Genomic DNA, 19,445 nt, shown 5'->3' with positions numbered 1-19,445 from the left:
CTCAGCGCTCCGTGGCTGCCGGCGCGTTCGGAGTGGTGGTTGCCTCGGCCTTGCTCCACCAGGTATACAGGCCGATGTCGTAGCGCGGGGTCACCTTCGGGTGAGCGAGGCGATTCCAGTAGGCCACCCGCCAGGTCTTGATGTGCCAGTTGGGCACCACGTAGTGGCCCCACAGCAGCACCCGGTCCAGCGCCCGGGTATGGCTGATCAGGCGGTCGCGGGTGTCGGCCTGGACCAGGCCGTCGACCAGGCGGTCGATGGCCGGGTCCTTGAGGCCGATGAAGTTGCGGCTGCCCGGGTTGTCGGCGCTGACCGAGTGCCAGTATTCGCGCTGTTCGTTGCCGGGCGAATTGGACTGGGAGAAGCCGCCGACCATCATGTCGAAGTCGCGCGAGCGCAGGCGGTTGATGTACTGGGAAACATCGACCCGGCGGATTTCCAGGTTGATCCCAAGATCGGCGAGGTTGCGCTTGTAGGGCAGCAGGATGCGCTCGAAATCGGCCTGGGCGAGGAGGAACTCGATGCGCACCGGCTGGCCGCCGGCATCCAGCATGCGGTCGCCCTCGACCCGCCAGCCGGCCTCCTGCAGCAGCTGGTAGGCGCGCCGCTGCTGGTCGCGGATGATGCCGCTGCCGTCGCTGACCGGCGGACGGAACTCGTTGTTGAAGACCTCCGGCGGAATCTGCGCGCGCAGCGGCTCGAGGATCTTCAGCTCGGCTTCGTCGGGCAGGCCGCGGGAGGCCAGCTCGGAATTGTCGAAGTAGCTGCGGGTGCGGGTATAGGCGCCGTTGAACAGCTGGCGGTTGGTCCACTCGAAGTCGAACAGCAGGGCCAGGGCCTCGCGCACCCGGCGGTCCTGGAACAGCGGCCGGCGGATGTTGAAGATGAAGCCCTGCATGCCGGTCGGGTTGTTGTTGGCGATCTCTTCCTTGACCAGCTGGCCGTTCTTGACCGCGGGAACGTCGTAGGCGGTCGCCCAGTTCTTCGCGCTGGTTTCCAGCCAGTAGTCGAACTGCCCGGCCTTGAGCGCCTCCAGGGCGACGGTGTTGTCGCGGTAGTAGTCGACCTGCACCGCATCGAAGTTGTAGAAGCCGCGGTTGGCTGGCAGATCCTTGCCCCACCAGTCCCTGACCCGCTCGTAGCGGATGCTGCGCCCGGCCTGGACGTCGGCGATCCGGTACGGACCGCTGCCCAGCGGCGGCTCCAGGCCGGATTTTGTGAAGTCGCGGCTGGCCCACCAGTGCTTGGGCAGCACCGCCAGCTGGCCGAGGATCAGCGGCAACTCGCGGTTGCCGGCATGCTTGAAGTCGAAGCGCACCCGGCGCTCGTCCTCGGCGACCGCCTGGCTGACGTCGGCGTAGTAGGCGCGGTACATCGGCGCGCCGTCCTTCATCAGGGTCTCGAAGCTGAACACCACGTCCTCGGCGGTCACCGGATGACCGTCGTGGAAGCGCGCCTCGGGGCGAAGGTGGAAGCGCACCCAGCTGTTGTCCGGCGCCCGCTCGATCTTCTCGGCGAGCAGGCCGTATTCGCTGAAGGGCTCGTCCAGGCCGTGGCGGGTCAGGGTGTCGTAGACCAGGCCGATCTCGTCGGCAGCGACGCCCTTGTTGATGAAGGGGTTGAGGCTGTCGAAGCTGCCGAAGCCGGCCTGGCGCAGGGTGCCGCCCTTGGGGGCGTCCGGCTCGACATAGTCGAAGTGCCGGTAGTCGGCGGGGTATTTCGGCGCCTCGCCATAGAGGGTCAGGGCATGTTGCGGCGCGGCCTGGGCCAGGCTGGCCAGGCCGAGCAGCAGGCTGCCGCCGGCGGCGAGCAGGAAGGAGCGCAGTGGACGCGTCATCGGTCGTTCTCCGTGGACTTCAGCCACCAGGCGCGCAGGCCCAGGGTGTAGGGGGGCGTGGTGACGAAGGCGAACCGGTTGCGGTACGCCAGGCGGTGATGATTGCTGTACCAGTTCGGGATGCTGTAGTGCTGCCAGAGCAGGACACGGTCGAGGGCGCGGGCGGCGGCGACCTGCTGCTCCCGGGTCTGCGCTGCCAGAAGGTTCTCCAGCAGGCTGTCGACCACTGGGTTGGCGATGCCCGCGTAGTTCTTGCCGCCCTTCACGCCGGCCTGGCTGGAGTGAAAGTAGAACCATTGCTCGAGGCCAGGGCTGAGAGTCTGCGGCAGGGTCATCAGGACCATGTCGTAGTCGAAGTGGTCCAGTCGATGCTTGTACTGGGCGCGATCCACGGTGCGCAGCTGCGCCTCGATGCCGAGGCTGGCGAGGTTCTCGCTATAGGGCTGGAGGATGCGTTCGAGACCGGGATTGACCAGCAGGATCTCGAAGTGCAGCGGCTGGCCGCGGGCATCGACCAGCTGCTGGCCGGAGAGTTTCCAGCCGCCCTCGCCGAGCAGGGCGAGGGCGCGGCGCAGGGTGTCGCGCGGGATACCGTGGCCGCCGGTCTTTGGCACTGGGAAGGGCTCGCGGAACAGGCGTTCGGGCAGTTGCTGGCGATGCCTGGACAGCAGCAGCCATTCCTCGCCTTCGGGCTTGCCGGTGGCGGAAAACTCGCTGTTCGGGTAGTAGCTCTCGGCACGCCGGTAGGCGCCGTGGAACAGGGTGCGATTGGTCCATTCGAAATCGAACATCAGCCCCAAGGCCTCGCGCACCCGGGGGTCGGCGAACGGGCTGCGCCGGGTGTTCATGAACAGCGCCTGGGTCTGCGTCGGAATCCGGTGCGGGATCTCGGCGCGGATCACCTGTCCCGTTTCCACGGCCGGAAAGCGGTAGCCGCCGGCCCAGTTCTTCGCCTGGCGCTCGATGTAGAAGTCGAAGTGCCCGGCCTTGAACGCCTCGAAGGCGACGCCGCTGTCGCGGTAGAAGTCCACTTCCACCCGGTCGAAGTTGTACTTGCCGCGGTTGATCGGCAGCTTCGCGCCCCACCAGTCCTTGACCCGCTCGAACAGCAGACGACGCCCCGGCTGCACCCGGACGATGCGGTAGGGGCCGCTGCCCAGCGGCGGCTCGAAGGTGGTGGCCTTGAAGTCGCGGCCCTTCCAGTAATGGCGGGGGAGCACCGGCAGCTCGCCGAGGCGCAGGATCAGCAGCGGGTTGCCGGAGCGCTTGAAGACGAAGCGGATGCGCTGGCGCCCGAGGACGTCGACCCGCTGCACCTCGCGCAGCTCGTTGCGGTAGTGGGGGTGGCCTTCCTGACTGAGCAGGCGGTAGGAGAAGGCCACGTCCTCGGCGGTGATCGGCTTGCCGTCGTGGAAGCGGGCCGCCTTGCGCAGATTGAACACCACCCAGCTGCGGCTCTCGTTGTACTCGATGGACTCGGCAATCAGGCCATAGCTGGAGGCGGGCTCGTCCCCGGAGGGGTCGTATCTCCCGGAGCCGGCCATCAGCGGCTCGTTCAGCTCGCTGATGCCGTACTGGAGGAAATCGGCCGTCGCCGCCGGGCTGGTACCCTTGAGGCTGTAGGGGTTCAGCGTGTCGAAGGTGCCGAGGGCCATCAGGCGCAGCGTGCCGCCCTTGGGGGCCTTGGGGTTGACCCAGTCGAGGTGGCGGAAATGGGCGGGATACTTGAGCGCGCCGAACTGGGCGTAGCCATGGCTTTCGGTGATGCGCGCGGCCGCCGGCGCACTCGCGAGCAGACTGAGCAACAGCAGGCAAAGGGGACGCATCGATGGGTGGGTCCGATCCATGGCGACTTCTGGACATTCGGGCCGCTACAGTAACAGCTTGTCAGTCTTGGAAAAAGCTTGTGCCGCCGGGGCTTGGGCGCATTCGCCGGGCCGCCGGGGCGGCAAGGCCCGCGGGCCTTGGCGGTCAGGCGTTGCTGGATGCTGTCAGTTTGCCAGGAAGAGGGTCAGGGTCTGACCCGGGCGGATGGTCCGGCCGTTCAGGGAGTTCCAGCGCTGCAGCGTCTTGGTGTCGACCTGGAAGCGCTGGGCGATGCGATAGAGCGAGTCACCCTTGCGCACCTTGTAGTAGGTCACCGACTGGCGCTTCTTGGCAATGGACGTCCGGCGCGGCGGCTCTTCTTCCTCCAGAGCCAGCATCCGCGCGGCGCTGGGCGGCGTGGTGGCCTGCTGCAGGGTGAAGGTCCGGTGCAGTTCCGGCCGGCGCGGACGGGGGGCGCTGCGGTTGGTGGCCAGACGCTGCTTGCGCCATTCGGCCAGCTGCTCGGGGCTGCGGCCCAGGCTGAGCTGCAACCGCTCGGCCTTTTCGGTCGGCACCAGCAGGTACTGGGGGCCGTCCAGGGTGATGCCGCGCTTGTAGGCCGGGTTCAGCCGGAGCAGCTCGCCCTTGTCGATGCCGGCCATTTCGGCGAGGCGCGACAGCTGCATGCTGCCGCCGATTTCCACCCGGTCGAAATAGGGTTCGTTGGCGATCGGGCTCAGGCTGATGCCATAGGACTCGGGGGTGTTGATCACCTGGGACAGGGCCAGCAGCTTGGGCACGTAGTCCTGGGTTTCCTTGGGCAGGGGCAGGTTCCAGTAGTCGGTGGGCAGGCCGAGCCGGCGGTTGCGCTCCATGGCCCGGCTGACCGTGCCCTCGCCGGCGTTGTAGGAGGCCAGGGCGAGCAGCCAGTCGCCGTTGAACATCTCGTGGAGCCGGGAGAGGTACTCGATCGCCGCCTGGGTGGAGGCGGTGATGTCGCGGCGGCCGTCGTACCACTGGGTCTGGTGCAGGTTGTAGTCGCGACCGGTGGCGGGAACGAACTGCCAGAGGCCCACCGCATGGGCGCGGGAGTAGGCGAGGGGGTTGTAGGCGCTCTCGATGACCGGCAGCAGGGCCAGCTCCAGCGGCATCCCGCGCTCTTCCAGACGCTCGACGATGTAGTGGATGTAAAGCGCGCCGCGTTCGCTGACCTTGTCGATATGCGCCGGGTTGCTGACGAACCACAGGCGCTGGCGTTCGATGCGCGGGTTGACGCCGATCTCGTCCTGCAGCGCGAAGCCTTCGCGCATGCGCGTCCAGATGTCCTGGGGCTGCGGGGTGGCAGCCTGGTTCAGCCACTGGGTTTCGCGCTTGGGCTTCGCGGCCAGGCGCGCATATTCGTCATCGTTGCGCTCGCCGGTGCTCTGGCAGCCTGCCAGGGTCGCGGCCAGGAAGATGACGATAAATGGAGTGCGCCGCGCCAATATGCCCGGGGCAACATCCTTGTTGAAGGGTGAGTTTGACATGGGCGGATAAGGGGTCCGGGCAAAAAAGTGGGCCGATTCTAGGAAGCACCCCGAAGGGGGGTCAACCCGTCGGGGACTTTCAAACTGTAGGCGGCTACCTAGAAATTGTCCTTCCATCCCCGCAATTCAGCGAAAACTTGATCTGGGTCAATGGATGCCCGGCCACTGCGGCGGGCCATCTTTTCTTTAATGGAGGTTTCCCCGGTGCGCAGGAAGGGATTGGTGTCCCGCTCCAGGGCCAGGTTCGACGGCAGGCTGCTTCGCCCCGCAGCGCGCCAGGCGCTTACCTCGGCCAGGCGCCGGGCGATGGCCGGGTTGTCCGGTTCCACGGCCTGGGCGAAACGCAGATTGCTCAGGGTGTATTCATGGGTGCAGTACACCAGGGTCGCCTCGGGCAGCCCGGCCAGGCGGCGCAGCGACTGGTGCATCTGGCTCGGCGTGCCTTCGAAGAGACGTCCGCAGCCGGCGGCGAACAGGGTGTCGCCGCAGAACAGCCAGGGCTGCGCGGCATCGTGGAAGTAGGCGATGTGGCTGCGGGTGTGGCCCGGCACCTCGAGCACCCTGAAGGTGCAGCCGAGGACTTCGATCCGTTCGCCGTCGCGCAGCCTGAGATCCACTGCCGGGATGCGCTCGTCGTCGGGGCCCAGCACCCGAGCCCCGGTCGCCTGCCTGAGGGTTTCCACGCCGCCGATGTGGTCGGCATGATGGTGGGTGATCAGGATGTCGGTGAGTTGCCAGCCGGGGTTCGCCTCCAGCCAGGCGAGCACCGGGGCGGCCTCGCCGGGGTCGACCACGGCGAGGTGCCGGCTGGCCGGGGCCTGCAGCAGCCAGATGTAGTTGTCCTGGAAGGCGGGGAGTGCGTCGATCCGTACCATGCTGTGTTCGCGGGTTTCCCGGTATCGTCGTCGGGCGTTTCCCGCATTCTCCTGTCGAATGTGTCCATCAAGAAGGGAATGCGCCGCCTGGTCCGGTCCGGCGGTGGCATTCGCCGGGGCGTGTTGACGCTGGCGGTCGCTAAACTTAAAAGAATCCGTTTCATCTTAGACCGAGCGTATGCACGCAGGGAGCCTTCATGACCGACCAACCCTTCGCCCACGCCGATCCCCAGTGGCTGTCGCTGATGAGCGACGCCCGCGACTGGTTCGCCACGCCTCTGGGAGAGCAGATGCTGCAGGAAGAGCGGCGTCTGCTCAAGGAGGAACTGGCGCGCTTCTTCGGCGGCTATCTGGTGCACTACGGTCCGCCGGGCGACTTCGAGGGGGCGGGGCAGATCCGCTGCTGCGTGCGCCTGGGGGCGCCCTTGCCGGGGGTGCAGATCGTCTGCGAGGAGCAGGCCTGGCCGCTGGCCGAGCACGCCGCCGACGTGGTGGTGCTGCAGCATGCCCTGGACTTCAGCCTGTCGCCCCATGCGCTGCTGCGCGAGGCGGCGCGCAGCGTGCGTCCTGGCGGCCATCTGCTGGTGGTCGGCATCAATCCGCGCAGTCTCTGGGGGCTGCGCCGCCATTTCGCCGGCGATGTCCTGCGTCAGGCCCGCTGCATCGGTCCCAGTCGGGTCGGCGACTGGCTGGCGCTGCTCGGCTTCGCGCTGGAGAAACGCCGCTTCGGATGCTATCGTCCGCCGCTTTCATCCAGCGTCTGGCAATCCCGCACCGCGCGTCTGGAACCCTGGGGCGAGTCCTGGCGGATGCCGGGCGGCGGCTTCTACCTGCTGGTGGTGCGCAAGCTGGTGGTCGGCCTGCGGCCGCTGCCGCAGACGCGCCGGGAACCCATCGGCAAGCTGCTGCCGCTGCCGGTGGTCAAGGTCAGCCGGCGCGAGTCTGAACATGGAGCCTGAGTGAGCGACAAGGTCGAAATCTATACCGATGGTGCCTGCAAGGGTAATCCCGGTCCCGGGGGCTGGGGCGCGCTGCTGGTCTGCCGCGGCGTCGAGCGTGAGCTCTGGGGCGGCGAGGCGGAAACCACCAACAACCGCATGGAGCTGACCGCGGCGATCCGCGCGCTGGCCGAGCTCAAGCGGTCCTGCGAGGTGCAGCTGACCACCGACTCCGAGTACGTGATGCGTGGCATCCAGGAGTGGCTGCCGAACTGGAAGAAGCGCGGCTGGAAGACCGCCGCGCGCCAGCCGGTGAAGAACGCCGATCTCTGGCAGCAGCTCGACGAGCAGGTCAACCGCCATCAGGTCAGCTGGAGCTGGGTGCGCGGGCATACCGGCCATCCCGGCAACGAACGCGCCGACCTGCTGGCCAACCGTGGCGTCGCCGACGCCCGGGCGCAGAAGAAGCACAGCGTCTAGACACTTTCCTGAAGATACCGATAGAACATGCGCAGCGTCGTACTGGATACCGAAACCACCGGCATGCCGGTGACCGAAGGCCACCGGATCATCGAGATCGGTTGCGTCGAACTGCAGGGCCGCCGCCTCACCGGGCGGCATTTCCACGTCTATCTTCAGCCGGACCGCGTCGTGGACGAGGGCGCCATCGCGGTACACGGCATCACCAACGAGTTTCTCGCCGACAAGCCGCGCTTCGCCGATGTGGCCGACGAGTTCTTCGAGTTCATCAAGGGCACCCAGCTGATCATCCACAACGCGGCGTTCGACATCGGCTTCATCGACAACGAGTTCGCCCTGCTGGGCCAGACGGAGCGTGCCGACATCGTCGCCCACTGCTCGGTGCTCGACACCCTGCTGATGGCCCGCGAGCGCCACCCCGGCCAGCGCAACAGCCTCGACGCCCTGTGCAAGCGCTACGACGTCGACAACTCCAACCGCGAGCTGCACGGCGCACTGCTCGACGCCGAGATTCTCGCCGACGTCTGGCTGGCCATGACCGGCGGGCAGACGCACCTGTCGCTGGCCGGCGATGGCAGCGAGGACGGCGGACGGGCCCAGGCTTCGGTGATCCGCCGCCTGCCGCCGGATCGTCCGCGCACCCGGGTGATCCGCGCCAGCGAGCCGGAGCTGGCCGCCCATGCCGAGCGGCTGGCGGCGATCGAGAAGGCCGCCGGCGGCCCGGCGCTATGGCTGCAGATGGAGCAGGCGCAGCAGCAGTAGCCGCGATTTCCGGCGTGGCCGTGGCAGCTTCCGGCCGGCGCTCTGGCTTATCCTGAGGGCGAATTCCCTCAGGACACGGATCGTGTACAAAGACCTCAATTTCCCGATTCTCATCGTCCACCGCGATATCAAGGCCGACAGCATCGCCGGCGAGCGCGTGCGGGCGATCGCCCGGGAGCTGGAGCAGAGCGGCTTCAGCATCCTTTCCACCGCCACCTCCAGCGAGGGGCGGATCGTCGCTTCGACCCACCACGGCCTGGCCTGCGTCCTGGTCGCCGCCGAGGGGGCGGGGGAAAACCAGCGTCTGTTGCAGGACATGCTCGAGCTGATCCGCATCGCCCGCTCGCGCGCCCCGCAGCTGCCGATCTTCGCCCTTGGCGAGCAGGTCACCATCGAGAACGCCCCGGCCGAGGCGATGGCCGACCTCAACCAGCTGCGCGGCATCCTCTATCTGTTCGAGGACACCGTGCCCTTCCTCGCCCGCCAAGTCGCCCGCGCCGCCCGCAACTACCTGGCCGGGCTGCTGCCGCCGTTCTTCAGCGCGCTGGTCGAGCACACCCTGCAGTCCAACTATTCCTGGCACACGCCCGGCCACGGCGGCGGCGTGGCCTACCGCAAGAGTCCGGTGGGCCAGGCCTTCCACCAGTTCTTCGGCGAGAACACCCTGCGTTCCGATCTCTCGGTGTCCGTGCCGGAGCTCGGCTCGCTGCTCGACCACACCGGCCCGCTGGCCGAGGCGGAAGCTCGGGCGGCGCGCAATTTCGGCGCCGATCACACCTTTTTCGTGATCAATGGCACCTCGACCGCCAACAAGATCGTCTGGCACTCGATGGTCGCCCGCGACGACCTGGTGCTGGTCGACCGCAACTGCCACAAGTCGATCGTCCACGCCATCGTCATGACCGGGGCGATTCCCCTCTATCTGCTGCCGGAGCGCAACGAACTGGGCATCATCGGGCCGATTCCGCTCAGCGAGTTCAGCCGCGAGTCGATCGCCGCGAAGATCGCCGCCAATCCCCTGGCCCGCGGCCGCGAGCCCCGGGTGAAGCTCGCAGTAGTGACCAATTCCACCTATGACGGCCTCTGCTACAACGCCGAGCTGATCAAGCAGACTCTGGGCGATGCCGTCGAGGTGCTGCACTTCGACGAGGCCTGGTTCGCCTACGCCGCCTTCCACGAATTCTATGTGGGGCGCTACGGCATGGGCACCACGCGCTCGGCGGACAGCCCGCTGGTGTTCAGCACCCACTCCACCCACAAGCTGCTGGCCGCCTTCAGCCAGGCCTCGATGATCCACGTGCAGGATGGCGGACGCCGCCAGCTGGACCGCGACCGTTTCAACGAAGCCTTCATGATGCACATCTCCACCTCGCCGCAGTACGGCATCCTCGCCTCGCTGGATGTCGCCTCGGCGATGATGGAGGGGCCGGCCGGTCGCTCGCTGATCCAGGAAACCTTCGACGAGGCGCTCAGCTTCCGCCGCGCCCTGGCCAAGCTGCGCCAGAGCCTGGCGCCGGACGACTGGTGGTTCGACATCTGGCAGCCGCCGCTCGGCGCGGCCGGCGAGCAGGGCTCTGCCGCCGACTGGCTGCTGACCCCGGCGGCCGATTGGCATGGCTTCGGCGCCCTGCCCGAGGACTATGTGCTGCTCGACCCGATCAAGGTCACCCTGGTGACGCCGGGGCTGGATGCCGGCGGCCAGCCTGCCGGGCAGGGCATTCCGGCGGTGGTGGTCGGCCGCTTCCTCTGGGAACGCGGACTGGTGGTGGAAAAAACCGGCTTGTATTCCTTCCTCGTGCTGTTTTCGATGGGGATCACCAAGGGCAAATGGAGCACCCTGCTGACCGAACTGCTGGAGTTCAAGCGCTGCTACGACGCCAACCTGCCGCTGGAGCAGGTGCTGCCGTCCATCGCCCATGCCGGCGGAGCCCGCTATGCCGGCATGGGGCTGCGCGACCTGTGCGACCAGTTGCACGACTTCAACCGGCAAAGCGCACGGGCCAAGGCGCTCAAGCACATGTACAGCCTGCTGCCGGAAGTCGCCCTCAAGCCCGCGGACGCCTACGACAAGCTGGTGCGTGGCGAGGTCGAGGCGGTGCCCATCGAGCACCTCGAGGGGCGTATCGCGGCGGTGATGCTGGTGCCTTATCCGCCCGGCATTCCGTTGATCATGCCGGGTGAGCGCTTTACCCGGACCACCCGGGCGATCGTCGATTACCTGCATTCCACCCGTGCTTTCGATGCGCGCTTTCCGGGATTCGGCCTAGATATGCATGGCCTGCAGCATGAGGACGGCCCGCAGGGGCGCATCTACACGGTCGACTGCCTGCGCTGATGCCCCCTTCATCCTCCGCGGCCAGACGGCCGCGGTTGGCCTCGATGCGCCTGGCACGCGTCTTTGGCCGGTTTCGCGCTATTGCGCCGACAATGCTTTTCGATAATCTGCGCTCATATATACAGCCGCTTTCCAGAACTTGTTCGAGTCTTCCGCTATAACCGGAGTGCCATCAATTTGCCTGTTGCCGTTTCGAATATGTCGTCGCGCAGGCGATTGCCAGGGGTTGCGGGGGCGAGCGCACAACTGTTTCCCGATCGGCCGAAAAAAATCTTGAAAAACAGAGCAGGTGGCATTTTGATTTTATTGTGTTTCGATGAGCGGCGAAGTTCTTGTGTGGATTGTTTCGGATAACTTTTCCTGCTTTGGTATCGGCCTCTATCGGTTTCTGGAGTTTCTCTGTTGGTTTAATGCGGGCAGATGTCCTGTGTTGAGTGATGGCGATCTGGTCTGTTGGTGGCAATTTGCTGATATCATTGTTGTGATAAAATATTTTTAATGGTTTTTTTATATGCTATTGCATCGCAAAATACTTTTTATAAAAGTATTTGCTGCCTCGTTTTGTTGGGTATTCAGTGATTTGGCTTTTTGGTTTTGATGAGGCTGTGTATTTTTTAAAGGCGTATTCATGCATTGATGTATGCAGTGTGCAACTGGAGCTATGCTTGTTGGTTATCTGAAAGAATATAAAAATCAAAAACATATATCTTATTTTGTATTTCTTTAGGCCGCTCGGCCTGCATTGCCAGGATCTCGCTGCTGGCTTTTCAAGGTGCGATGCCTTGGTTGGCATGCCATGCAGTTTTTGCTCGTGCCGGTCTTGGCGTAATTTTTCGACATTCCCGTTTTGCTTTCGTTTTTTTATGCCATGCAAAAATGTGCGTGTTTCATATGATGGTGTCTGCGGCGTGATGATATCAAAGAGCCTCTGCTGATTTGTGAAAATTCGATTTGGATTCGGGATTCACTTTCCTGTTTTGTTCGGAATGAATTACCGGGAATTCAGAGTACGCTTTGTTTTGCCAGTAATGTGAAAACCAAGCATGTTGCTACCACATGCCTGATGGCCAGAGGCTACTTTGCTTGCAGGGGCGAGACGCGAATGCCGCCTCTCCATCGAGAACTCGGTTGGCCTTCGGGTGATGTCAATTGAATGGCATTTCCCGCTTTCCAGGGTAGTCGGGGGGCCATGCCAGCCGAACGCGAGCACTGCGTGTGAAGCGCTCGAACAAGGAACAAAAGCTTGCGCCGAAAGGTGCATCTTTTTGAGAGCAGGATGATCAAATGGCTAGTCATATTGCAATAACTCCCGCTGGATATCTCGACTCCAAGATTGCGATTGCTGCCTGTCGTGCCGGGGAAATCGGAATCCTCGACCTGGGCTGTCACAACGATCCGGAAGCCACCCGGACAGCCATCGAGGGCCTGGCCGCCAGCGCCGGGCCGAACGCCCAGTGGGGGATCCGCTGGGATACCCTCGGCTCCGCCGAGCGCGGCCTCGAGCAACTGGCCGAATTCATCCCCCAGCGCGTGCCGATCCTGGTGCTCGCCGGTCTCAAGCCGGATGATCTGGTATTCACCGGCATGCAGCCCAAGGAGCTGGCCGCGCTGAAGAAGAAGATCAAGCGCCTGGCCCGCAAGATCTTCGTCGAGGTCTGGGACCTGCCCTCGGCGCTGGCCGCGGAAGCCTCCGGCTGCGACGGGCTGATCCTCAAGGGACACGAGTCCGGTGGCTGGGTCAGTCGCCATTCGAGCTTCATCCTCCTCCAGGAACTGCACGGCCGGGTCAACATCCCCTACTGGGTGCAGGGCGGCATGGGTACCCACACCGCGGCCGCCGCGGTGCTCGCCGGCGCGTCCGGCGTGGTGCTCTGCGAGCAGCTCTGGCTGGCCGACGAAAGCCCCTTCATCGGCACCTCGCAGGCCCGCGCCTGGGCTGCGCTGGATGGCAGCGAAACCCTGCTGATCGGCCCGGAACAGCGCTCGTTCCGTCTCTTTGGCCGCGGTGCCCGCGAACGGCTCGACGAACTCGAGCAGGCGGTGATCAAGGACGAGCCCTGGGAGGCACTGCTGCTCCAGTCCCTCGCCCAGGTGGATGCCCCGCTGGTGCCGATGGGCGAGGACATCGCCCTGGCCGCCGCCCTGGCGCGTCGCCATGGCACCGTCGGGCGCATTCTCGCCGCGCTCGCGACCGGCACCGAGCAGGCCCTGCGCGGTGCCCGCGCGCAGCAGGCGCTGGGTCCGGATTCCCCGCTGGCGCAGCTGCACGGCACCCGCTATCCGATCGTCCAGGGCCCGATGACCCGGGTCAGCGACGTCGACGGTTTCGCCAAGGCGGTGGCCGATGGCGGCGGCCTGCCGTTCATCGCCCTGTCGGTGATGCGCCAGGATCAGGTGCAGACCCTGCTAACCAAGACCAAGGAACTGCTCGGCGACCAGCCCTGGGGGGTCGGCATCCTGGGATTCATGCCGCTGGAGCTGCGCCAGGCCCAGCTCGAGGTGGTCCGCCAGATCAAGCCGCGCTTCGCGCTGATCGCTGGCGGCCGTCCCGGCCAGGCCCGCGAGCTGGAGTCCATCGGCATCAGCACCTACCTGCACGTGCCGTCGCCAGGGCTGCTCAAGGGCTTCATCAAGGACGGCGCGCGCAAGTTCATCTTCGAGGGCGGCGAGTGCGGCGGCCATACCGGCCCGCTGAGCAGTTTCATCCTCTGGGAGTCGGCCATCGAGACCCTGAGCTCGGTCGAGATCAATGATCCCGAGGCGGTCCAGGTCCTGTTCGCCGGCGGCATCCACGACGAACTGTCGGCGGCGATGGTTTCCGCCCTGGCGGCGCCGCTGGTCGAGCGCGGCATGAAGATCGGCGTGATCATGGGCACCGCCTACCTGTTCACCCACGAGATCGTCAACAGCGGCGCGATCCTGCCGGAGTTCCAGTCCCAGGCCATCGCCTGCAAGGAAACCACCCTGCTGCAATCCGGCAAGGGCATGTACACCCGCTGCGCGGTGACCCCCTTCTGCGACGAGTTCAACCGCACCCGGCGCGACATGCTGCTCGCCCTGGAGACCCCGGAGAAGGTCCTCAAGGTGCTGGAGCTGTTCAACATCGGCCGCCTGCGCATAGCCTCCAAGGGCATCAGCCAGAACCCCGACCGTTCGGCAGCCTCCCGCTACGTGCAGATTCCCCCCGAGGACCAGCGCCGCGAGGGCATGTACATGCTCGGCGAAGTCGCCCGCCTGCGTTCCAAGGCGCTGAGCATTGCGGAGCTGCACAGCGCGGTATCGGTAGGCTGCGGCGGGGTGCTGGCCCAGCTCGACCAGCGTCTGCCGCGCAAGCGCGCGGCCAAGCGCGTGGCGGCGGAAAGCGACATCGCCATCGTCGGCATGGCCGGCCTGCTGCCCGGCGGCAACGACCTGCGCACCTACTGGCAGAACATCCTCCACCGGGTCAATGCGATCCGCGAGGTGAGCGAGGAGCGCTGGCGCCCCGAGGACTTCTTCGATCCCAAGCGCGGCACGCCCGACAAGGTGTATTCGAAGTGGGGCGGCTTCATGGACGACATCCAGTTCGATCCGTCCCTGTACGGCATCCCTCCGGCCAGCCTGAAATCGATCGAGCCGGTGCAACTGCTGGCCCTCGACGTGGTGCGCCAGGCCCTGGCCGACGCCGGTTTCGACCGCCGCTCGTTCGCCAAGGACCGCACCGCGACCATCTTCGCCGCCGGCGGGATGAACGAGCTGGGCTGCGACTACATCTTCCGCGGCCTGCTCAGCCATTACCTGCCGCGGATCGAGGGACTGCCGGAAACCGCCGCCAAGCAACTGATGGAGGCGCTCTACGAGCAGGACCTGCCCAAGTGGACCGAGGATTCCTTCCCCGGCATTCTGGAGAACGTCATCGCCGGGCGGATCGCCAACCGTTTCGACCTGCGCGGCACCAACTACATCGTCGACGCGGCCTGCGCCTCGTCGCTGGCGGCCCTCGACGTGGGCATCCGCCAGCTGCGCAGCCATGACGCCGACGTCGCCGTGGTCGGCTCGGTGGATGCCACCAACAACCCGATCGGCTTCCTCTGCTTCGCCCAGACCCACGCCCTGTCGCCGCGCGGGCGCAGCCGTCCGTTCGACGACAGCGCCGACGGCATCGCCCTGGGCGAGGGCGTGGTGGCCCTGGTGCTCAAGCGGCTGGGCGACGCCGAGCGCGACGGCGACCGCATCTACGCGGTGATCAAGGGCATCGGCGCCTCCAGTGACGGCCGCAACCGCAGCCTCACCGCACCCCATCCGCAGGGTCAGGTCACCGCCCTGCAGCGCGCCTACGAGGATGCCGCGGTCGATCCGACCAGCATCGGCCTGATCGAGGCCCACGGCACCGGCACCGCGCTGGGCGACAAGTCGGAGATCGAATCGCTCAACCTAGCCTTCGGCAAGACCGACATGGCCAGGCAGTCCTGCGCCGTGGGCTCGGTCAAGTCGATGATCGGCCACACCAAGGTCTCCGCCGGCCTGGCGGCGATGATGAAGACCGCGCTGGCGCTCAAGCAGCGCGTGCTGCCGCCGACCATCGGCGTCGAAACGCCGAACTCGAAGATCGACTTCAGCCGTTCGCCGTTCTTCGTCAACACCGAAACCCGTCCCTGGCTGAACGCCACGGACCATCCGCGGCGCGCCGGGGTCAGCGCCTTCGGTTTCGGCGGCACCAACTTCCATGTGGTGCTGGAGGAGTACACCGGCGCCTACCGCGACAGCGATGTCGTCGATCTGCATCCGCGCGATGCCGAGCCCTTCACCTTCCGCGGACAGGACCGCGCGCAGGTGCGCGAACAGGTGCAGCGCCTGCTCGATGCGCTGGAGCATCCCGAGCAGATCGATGTCGCCCAGCTCGCCTATGCGCTGCACCTGGAGCAGGGCGCGGCCCGCGCCGGCAACTGCCGGCTGGCGCTGGTCGCCAGCTCCGGCTCGGACCTCAAGGCCAAGCTGGAGCTGGCCCTGAAGGCACTGCAGGGCCGCGAGAGCGAAGTGAAGTATCCGCAGGGCGTGTTCTTCCGCGAGGGGCCGGAAACCACCGGCGGCGTCTGCTTCGTGTTCCCCGGCCAGGGCTCGCAGCGCGTCAACATGCTGGCCGACCTGACGACTTCCCTGCCCGAGCTGCATGGCCTGTTCGAGCGCGCCGACGTGCTGCTCGCCGACCGTCTGGAGCAGCCCTTGTCGCGCTACATCTATCCGGTGCCGGTGTTCAGCGACGAGGAGCGCGCCCGCCAGCAGACCGCGCTGAATGCGACCCAGGTCGCCCAGCCGGCACTCGGGGTGATCGACAGCGCTGCGCTCAGGGTGCTGGGTGACTACGGGCTCAAACCGGACTTCGTCGCCGGGCACAGCTATGGCGAGTATGTCGCCCTGCATGCCGCCGGGGTGATCGGCCTGGATGACTTCATCCGCCTGTCGGAGGCCCGCGGCCGGCTCGCCGGCGAGGCCGGCCGGCGCAATCCGGGGGCCATGGCGGCAATCGATGCCGACGAGGCCCGCGTCCGCGCGCTGATCGAGCAGCACGGCCTGAACGTCACCCTGGCCAACCTGAATGCCGCCGACCAGACCATCGTCGCCGGTTCGATGGAGGCCATCGAGGCGGCAGCCAGGGTGCTGGGCAACGAGTCGCTGCGGGTCAAGGTGCTGCCGGTCAGCGCCGCCTTCCACTCGCCGGCGATGGCCAGTGCGCGCGAGGGGCTGGCGGCCGAACTGGCGAAGGTCGAGTTCAAGCCGGCCCAGGTGCCGGTGTTCAGCAACACCACCGGTACTGCCTATCCGGAAGACCCCGAGGCCATGCGCGCCCTGCTGGTCGAGCACATGACCGAGCCGGTGCACTTCGTCAAGGAGATCAACCAGCTGTACGACGCCGGCGCGCGGATCTTCGTCGAGGCTGGCCCTGGGCTGGTGCTGACCGGACTGGTCGACCGCATCCTCGCCGATCGCCCGCACACCGCGCTGGGCATCGAGGTGCCCGGACGTGGCGGCTGGGTGCAGCTCGCCCACGTGTTCGGCCAGCTGTTCGTCCTCGGCCTGCCGCTGGAACTGGGCCGCTGGTTCATGGGGCGTGGCTACGCGGCGCTGGCGGTGGCGGAGGTGTTCGCCCGCGCCAAGGCCAGGGCCGTGCCCGGTCCGATGATCTGGCGTGTCGACGGTGCCCACGCGGTACCCTGGAATGCGCCGGCCAAGGCCCGTCCGGCAATCATCCAGGCGCCGGCCGCCGCCGCGCCGACGAGTCCGGCCAGCGCGCCCAGCCCGCTGCCGGCGGCAGCGCCCAGGCCCCAGGCACAGCCGGTCGCGAGCACTTCGACCGTCGCCCATGTCTCTTTCGCCCGACCGGCAGTCATTCCGGTCAACGTCAACCGCCACGCGCCACAACGGAGGTTCAGCATGGCAAACGACAACACGCTGCGTACGGGGGATCTCCCGGCAGAGATGGAGGCCCCATCGCTGTTAAACGTCGCACACGTTCAGGAAGTCATCGCGCAGTTCATCGCACTGCAACGCGACCAGCAGGACACGCTGCGTCGGTTCCTCGATTTCCAGAGCAGCCTCGCAGGGGCTGACCTGGCAAGCGTCGGCGAGCCGCGTCCCAGCCTGCAGGTAGTCTCCCAGGCCGGGCTGGCGCCGGCACCGGCGCCGGTACTGCCGGCCCAGGTGCTGTCGCTGCACGCCGCCGCTCTGCCGGTCGGCCGCGAGCCACAGGTCGCCACCATCGAGGGCTCGGTCCAGCGCAGCGAGGTGCGTACCGAGGCGCCGAAGCTGGCGGTCGCCGCAGCCGCTCCGGCTGCTCCAGCCGCCAAGTCCGCCGCTCCCGCCGGCGTGGCCTCCACCGAGGCGTTCAAGGCCGATCTGCTGCTGGCGGTTTCCGAGCGCACCGGCTATCCGGAGGACATGCTCGACCTGGATGCCCACATGGAAGCCGACCTGGGCATCGACTCGATCAAGCGCATCGAGGTCCTGAGCCAGCTCAAGGATCGCCACAACCTGATGGAGGGACGCGACGAGGAGGCGGTGTTCGAGGAGCTCACCGGCCTGAAGACCCTCAACGAGATCGTCGCCTGGTACGACAAGCTGCATGGTTCCCCGGCTGCCGGGGAAGGGGCCCAAGCCTCAAAAAAAGCACTGACTCCGCCGTCGGCATTGCCGGCTGAGACGGCGGAGTCCGCAACAGACGTTGCGCCGGAACAAGTAGTGCATTGCTACACCGTCAAGCCCGTCGCCGCGCCCCTGGGTGCGGTCGCCGGTCCGCAGCCCGCAGCCGCTCTGCCGGTCCTGCTGGTGGGAGCCGACTCGGAACTGGCCGCGGCCTTCCGGGTCGCCCTCGGCCAGGCCGGGCATGTAGTGAGGCAGATCGTTCCGGGCAAGGAAAATCGCGTACTGGGTGATGGGCGCTTCGAGTTCGATCCTACCTCGCTGGAGTCGGTGCAGGCGCTGCGCGGCCTGCTCGGCGAGGAGCGGATCGGAACCCTCGTCAGCCTGCTCGGCGTGCCGGCCGGGGAGGGCGATGCCATCGCCCCGGCCAAGGTCCTGTTCCTGCTGTGCAAGGTCTTCGACCAGGACCTCAAGGCCGCCACGCATGACGGTGCCGGCTGGCTGCTCAGCGTCACCGCGCTGGATGGCCGCTTCGGCCTCGAGCGCTCGCGCGAGCTGCCCATCGAGTCTGCCGGCACCCTGGGCGTCGCCAAGTCGGCGGCGCGGGAGTGGGGTGACGAGGCTCACGTCAAGTGCATCGACCTGTCGCCGAGCCTCAAGGTCGGGGAGATGGTCGAGCGGGTACTGGGCGAATGGGCCGCGCAGACGCCGGTGCTGGAAATCGGCTACGGCGCCGAAGGGCGCTGCCAGCTGGAGTTGAGCCTGCAGGCGGCTGGCAGTGCGGCACTCCCGCCGGTCCTCGAAGAGGGCGCCGTGGTGCTGATCACCGGCGGCGCCGGCGGCATCACCGCGGAGATCGCCACCGCCCTGGGCAAGGAGTACCGCCCGCAACTGGTGCTGGCGGGACGCAGTCCGCTGCCGGAGGAGGAAGCCGAGGACACCCGCGGCATCGCCGACCCGGCGAAGCTCAAGCAGGTGCTGATCGGAAAGCTGCGCGGCGAGGGGGATGCGAAGGTGAAGCCGGCCGAGGTGGACCGGATCTTCAAGCGCCTGCTCAAGGATCGCGAGATCCGCGACAACCTGGCGCGTCTCGAGGCGACTGGCGCGAAGGTCGAGTATCACGCCGTGGACGTGCGCGACGGCGAGGCCTTCGGCCGGGTGATCGACGGGATCTACGCGAAGTGGGGACGGCTCGACGGCGTGCTGCACGGCGCCGGGGTCATCGACGACAAGCTGATCCGCGACAAGACCCTGGAGTCCTTCGCCGCGGTGTACGACACCAAGGTCGCCGGTGCCCGGGTGCTGGCCAGCCGGCTGCGTCCGGACGGCCTGAAGTTCGTGCTGTTCTTCTCCTCCATCGCCGGCCGTTTCGGCAATGCGGGGCAGAGCGACTACAGCGCGGCCAACGAAGTGCTCAACAAGCTGGCCGACAGCCTCGGCCATGTCTGGCCCGGCGTGCACGCGCTGGCCATCGACTGGGGTCCCTGGAAGTCCGGAATGGTCGGGGACCAGATGCTCAAGTTCTACGCCGAACGCAACATTCATCCGATTCCGTTGGCTATCGGCACCCGTCACTGCCTGGAGCAGATCCGGCGGGGCAACACCGGTGAGACGGAACTGGTGATCACGGCGAGTCTCGAGCAGATCGTCGAGCAGATGCAAGCACGCAAGAAGCGTGACTCGGGGCGCCAGTCCTAGGTAGGAACGGCCCGCGGTAGAAGTTATTCCCGCGCGTTCGCGCGCGGGATCGCTGTAGAGGCACCCGCTCAG

Annotated in this window: 9 protein-coding genes; 5 read left to right on the top strand and 4 right to left on the bottom strand. The window is 66.6% G+C overall.

Features of this window, described 5'->3' with window-relative positions; all coding sequences use genetic code 11:
* Position 1: 1 nt before the first annotated feature.
* The 4 genes from ACG10_RS11625 to gloB all read right to left on the bottom strand — a co-directional run bounded on the left by ACG10_RS11625 (position 2) and on the right by gloB (position 6,044).
* A complete protein-coding gene (locus ACG10_RS11625; protein WP_089168333.1) occupies positions 2-1,837 on the bottom strand; it encodes an extracellular solute-binding protein in 1,836 nt (611 codons plus the stop codon).
* Positions 1,834-3,663, bottom strand: coding sequence for an extracellular solute-binding protein (locus tag ACG10_RS11620; protein WP_089168332.1), 1,830 nt, complete (start codon positions 3,661-3,663; stop codon positions 1,834-1,836). Before ACG10_RS11620 ends, ACG10_RS11625 begins: the two co-directional genes overlap by 4 nt.
* A gap of 165 nt (positions 3,664-3,828) precedes the next feature.
* Positions 3,829-5,169, bottom strand: coding sequence for a lytic transglycosylase domain-containing protein (locus ACG10_RS11615; protein WP_089168331.1), 1,341 nt, complete (start codon positions 5,167-5,169; stop codon positions 3,829-3,831).
* A 98-nt stretch (positions 5,170-5,267) separates the two neighbouring features.
* The gene (gloB, locus tag ACG10_RS11610) at positions 5,268-6,044 is read right to left on the bottom strand and encodes a hydroxyacylglutathione hydrolase (protein ID WP_089168330.1); all 777 of its coding nucleotides are present in this window, start codon (positions 6,042-6,044) and stop codon (positions 5,268-5,270) included.
* A 197-nt stretch (positions 6,045-6,241) separates the two neighbouring features.
* Here gloB and ACG10_RS11605 point away from each other — a divergent pair, with 197 nt between their 5' ends.
* The 5 genes from ACG10_RS11605 (at position 6,242) to ACG10_RS11585 (ending at position 19,373) form a co-directional block, all read left to right on the top strand.
* A complete protein-coding gene (locus tag ACG10_RS11605; RefSeq protein ID WP_039803732.1) occupies positions 6,242-7,003 on the top strand; it encodes a class I SAM-dependent methyltransferase in 762 nt (253 codons plus the stop codon).
* Positions 7,004-7,462 carry a ribonuclease HI gene (gene rnhA / locus ACG10_RS11600; RefSeq protein ID WP_089168329.1) on the top strand — a complete coding sequence of 153 codons (459 nt, stop codon included), beginning with the start codon at positions 7,004-7,006 and terminating at the stop codon, positions 7,460-7,462. It begins immediately after the preceding gene.
* Between the two features lie 27 nt (positions 7,463-7,489).
* The gene (dnaQ, locus tag ACG10_RS11595) at positions 7,490-8,224 is read left to right on the top strand and encodes a DNA polymerase III subunit epsilon (RefSeq protein ID WP_089168328.1); all 735 of its coding nucleotides are present in this window, start codon (positions 7,490-7,492) and stop codon (positions 8,222-8,224) included.
* An 82-nt stretch (positions 8,225-8,306) separates the two neighbouring features.
* Positions 8,307-10,559: an Orn/Lys/Arg family decarboxylase gene (locus ACG10_RS11590; protein ID WP_089168327.1), complete on the top strand. Its 2,253-nt coding sequence runs from the start codon at positions 8,307-8,309 to the stop codon at positions 10,557-10,559.
* Positions 10,560-11,843: 1,284 nt separating this feature from the next.
* Positions 11,844-19,373 carry a type I polyketide synthase gene (locus tag ACG10_RS11585; protein WP_089168326.1) on the top strand — a complete coding sequence of 2,510 codons (7,530 nt, stop codon included), beginning with the start codon at positions 11,844-11,846 and terminating at the stop codon, positions 19,371-19,373.
* Positions 19,374-19,445 lie beyond the last annotated feature (72 nt).

The organism is Azotobacter chroococcum (assembly GCF_002220155.1).
Lineage (GTDB): Bacteria > Pseudomonadota > Gammaproteobacteria > Pseudomonadales > Pseudomonadaceae > Azotobacter > Azotobacter chroococcum.
Note: the sequence above shows the minus strand (reverse complement) of the source record. Positions and strands in the feature narration are given on the sequence as shown.

What these genes read in the sequence shown, in the direction of transcription:
- ACG10_RS11585 (WP_089168326.1), top strand. Translation starts at nt 11,844, where the DNA reads ATGGCTAGTCATATTGCAATAACTCCCGCTGGATATCTCGACTCCAAG.
- ACG10_RS11620 (WP_089168332.1), bottom strand. Translation starts at nt 3,663, where the DNA reads ATGCGTCCCCTTTGCCTGCTGTTGCTCAGTCTGCTCGCGAGTGCGCCG.
- dnaQ (WP_089168328.1), top strand. Translation starts at nt 7,490, where the DNA reads ATGCGCAGCGTCGTACTGGATACCGAAACCACCGGCATGCCGGTGACC.
- ACG10_RS11615 (WP_089168331.1), bottom strand. Translation starts at nt 5,169, where the DNA reads ATGTCAAACTCACCCTTCAACAAGGATGTTGCCCCGGGCATATTGGCG.
- ACG10_RS11605 (WP_039803732.1), top strand. Translation starts at nt 6,242, where the DNA reads ATGACCGACCAACCCTTCGCCCACGCCGATCCCCAGTGGCTGTCGCTG.
- gloB (WP_089168330.1), bottom strand. Translation starts at nt 6,044, where the DNA reads ATGGTACGGATCGACGCACTCCCCGCCTTCCAGGACAACTACATCTGG.
- ACG10_RS11625 (WP_089168333.1), bottom strand. Translation starts at nt 1,837, where the DNA reads ATGACGCGTCCACTGCGCTCCTTCCTGCTCGCCGCCGGCGGCAGCCTG.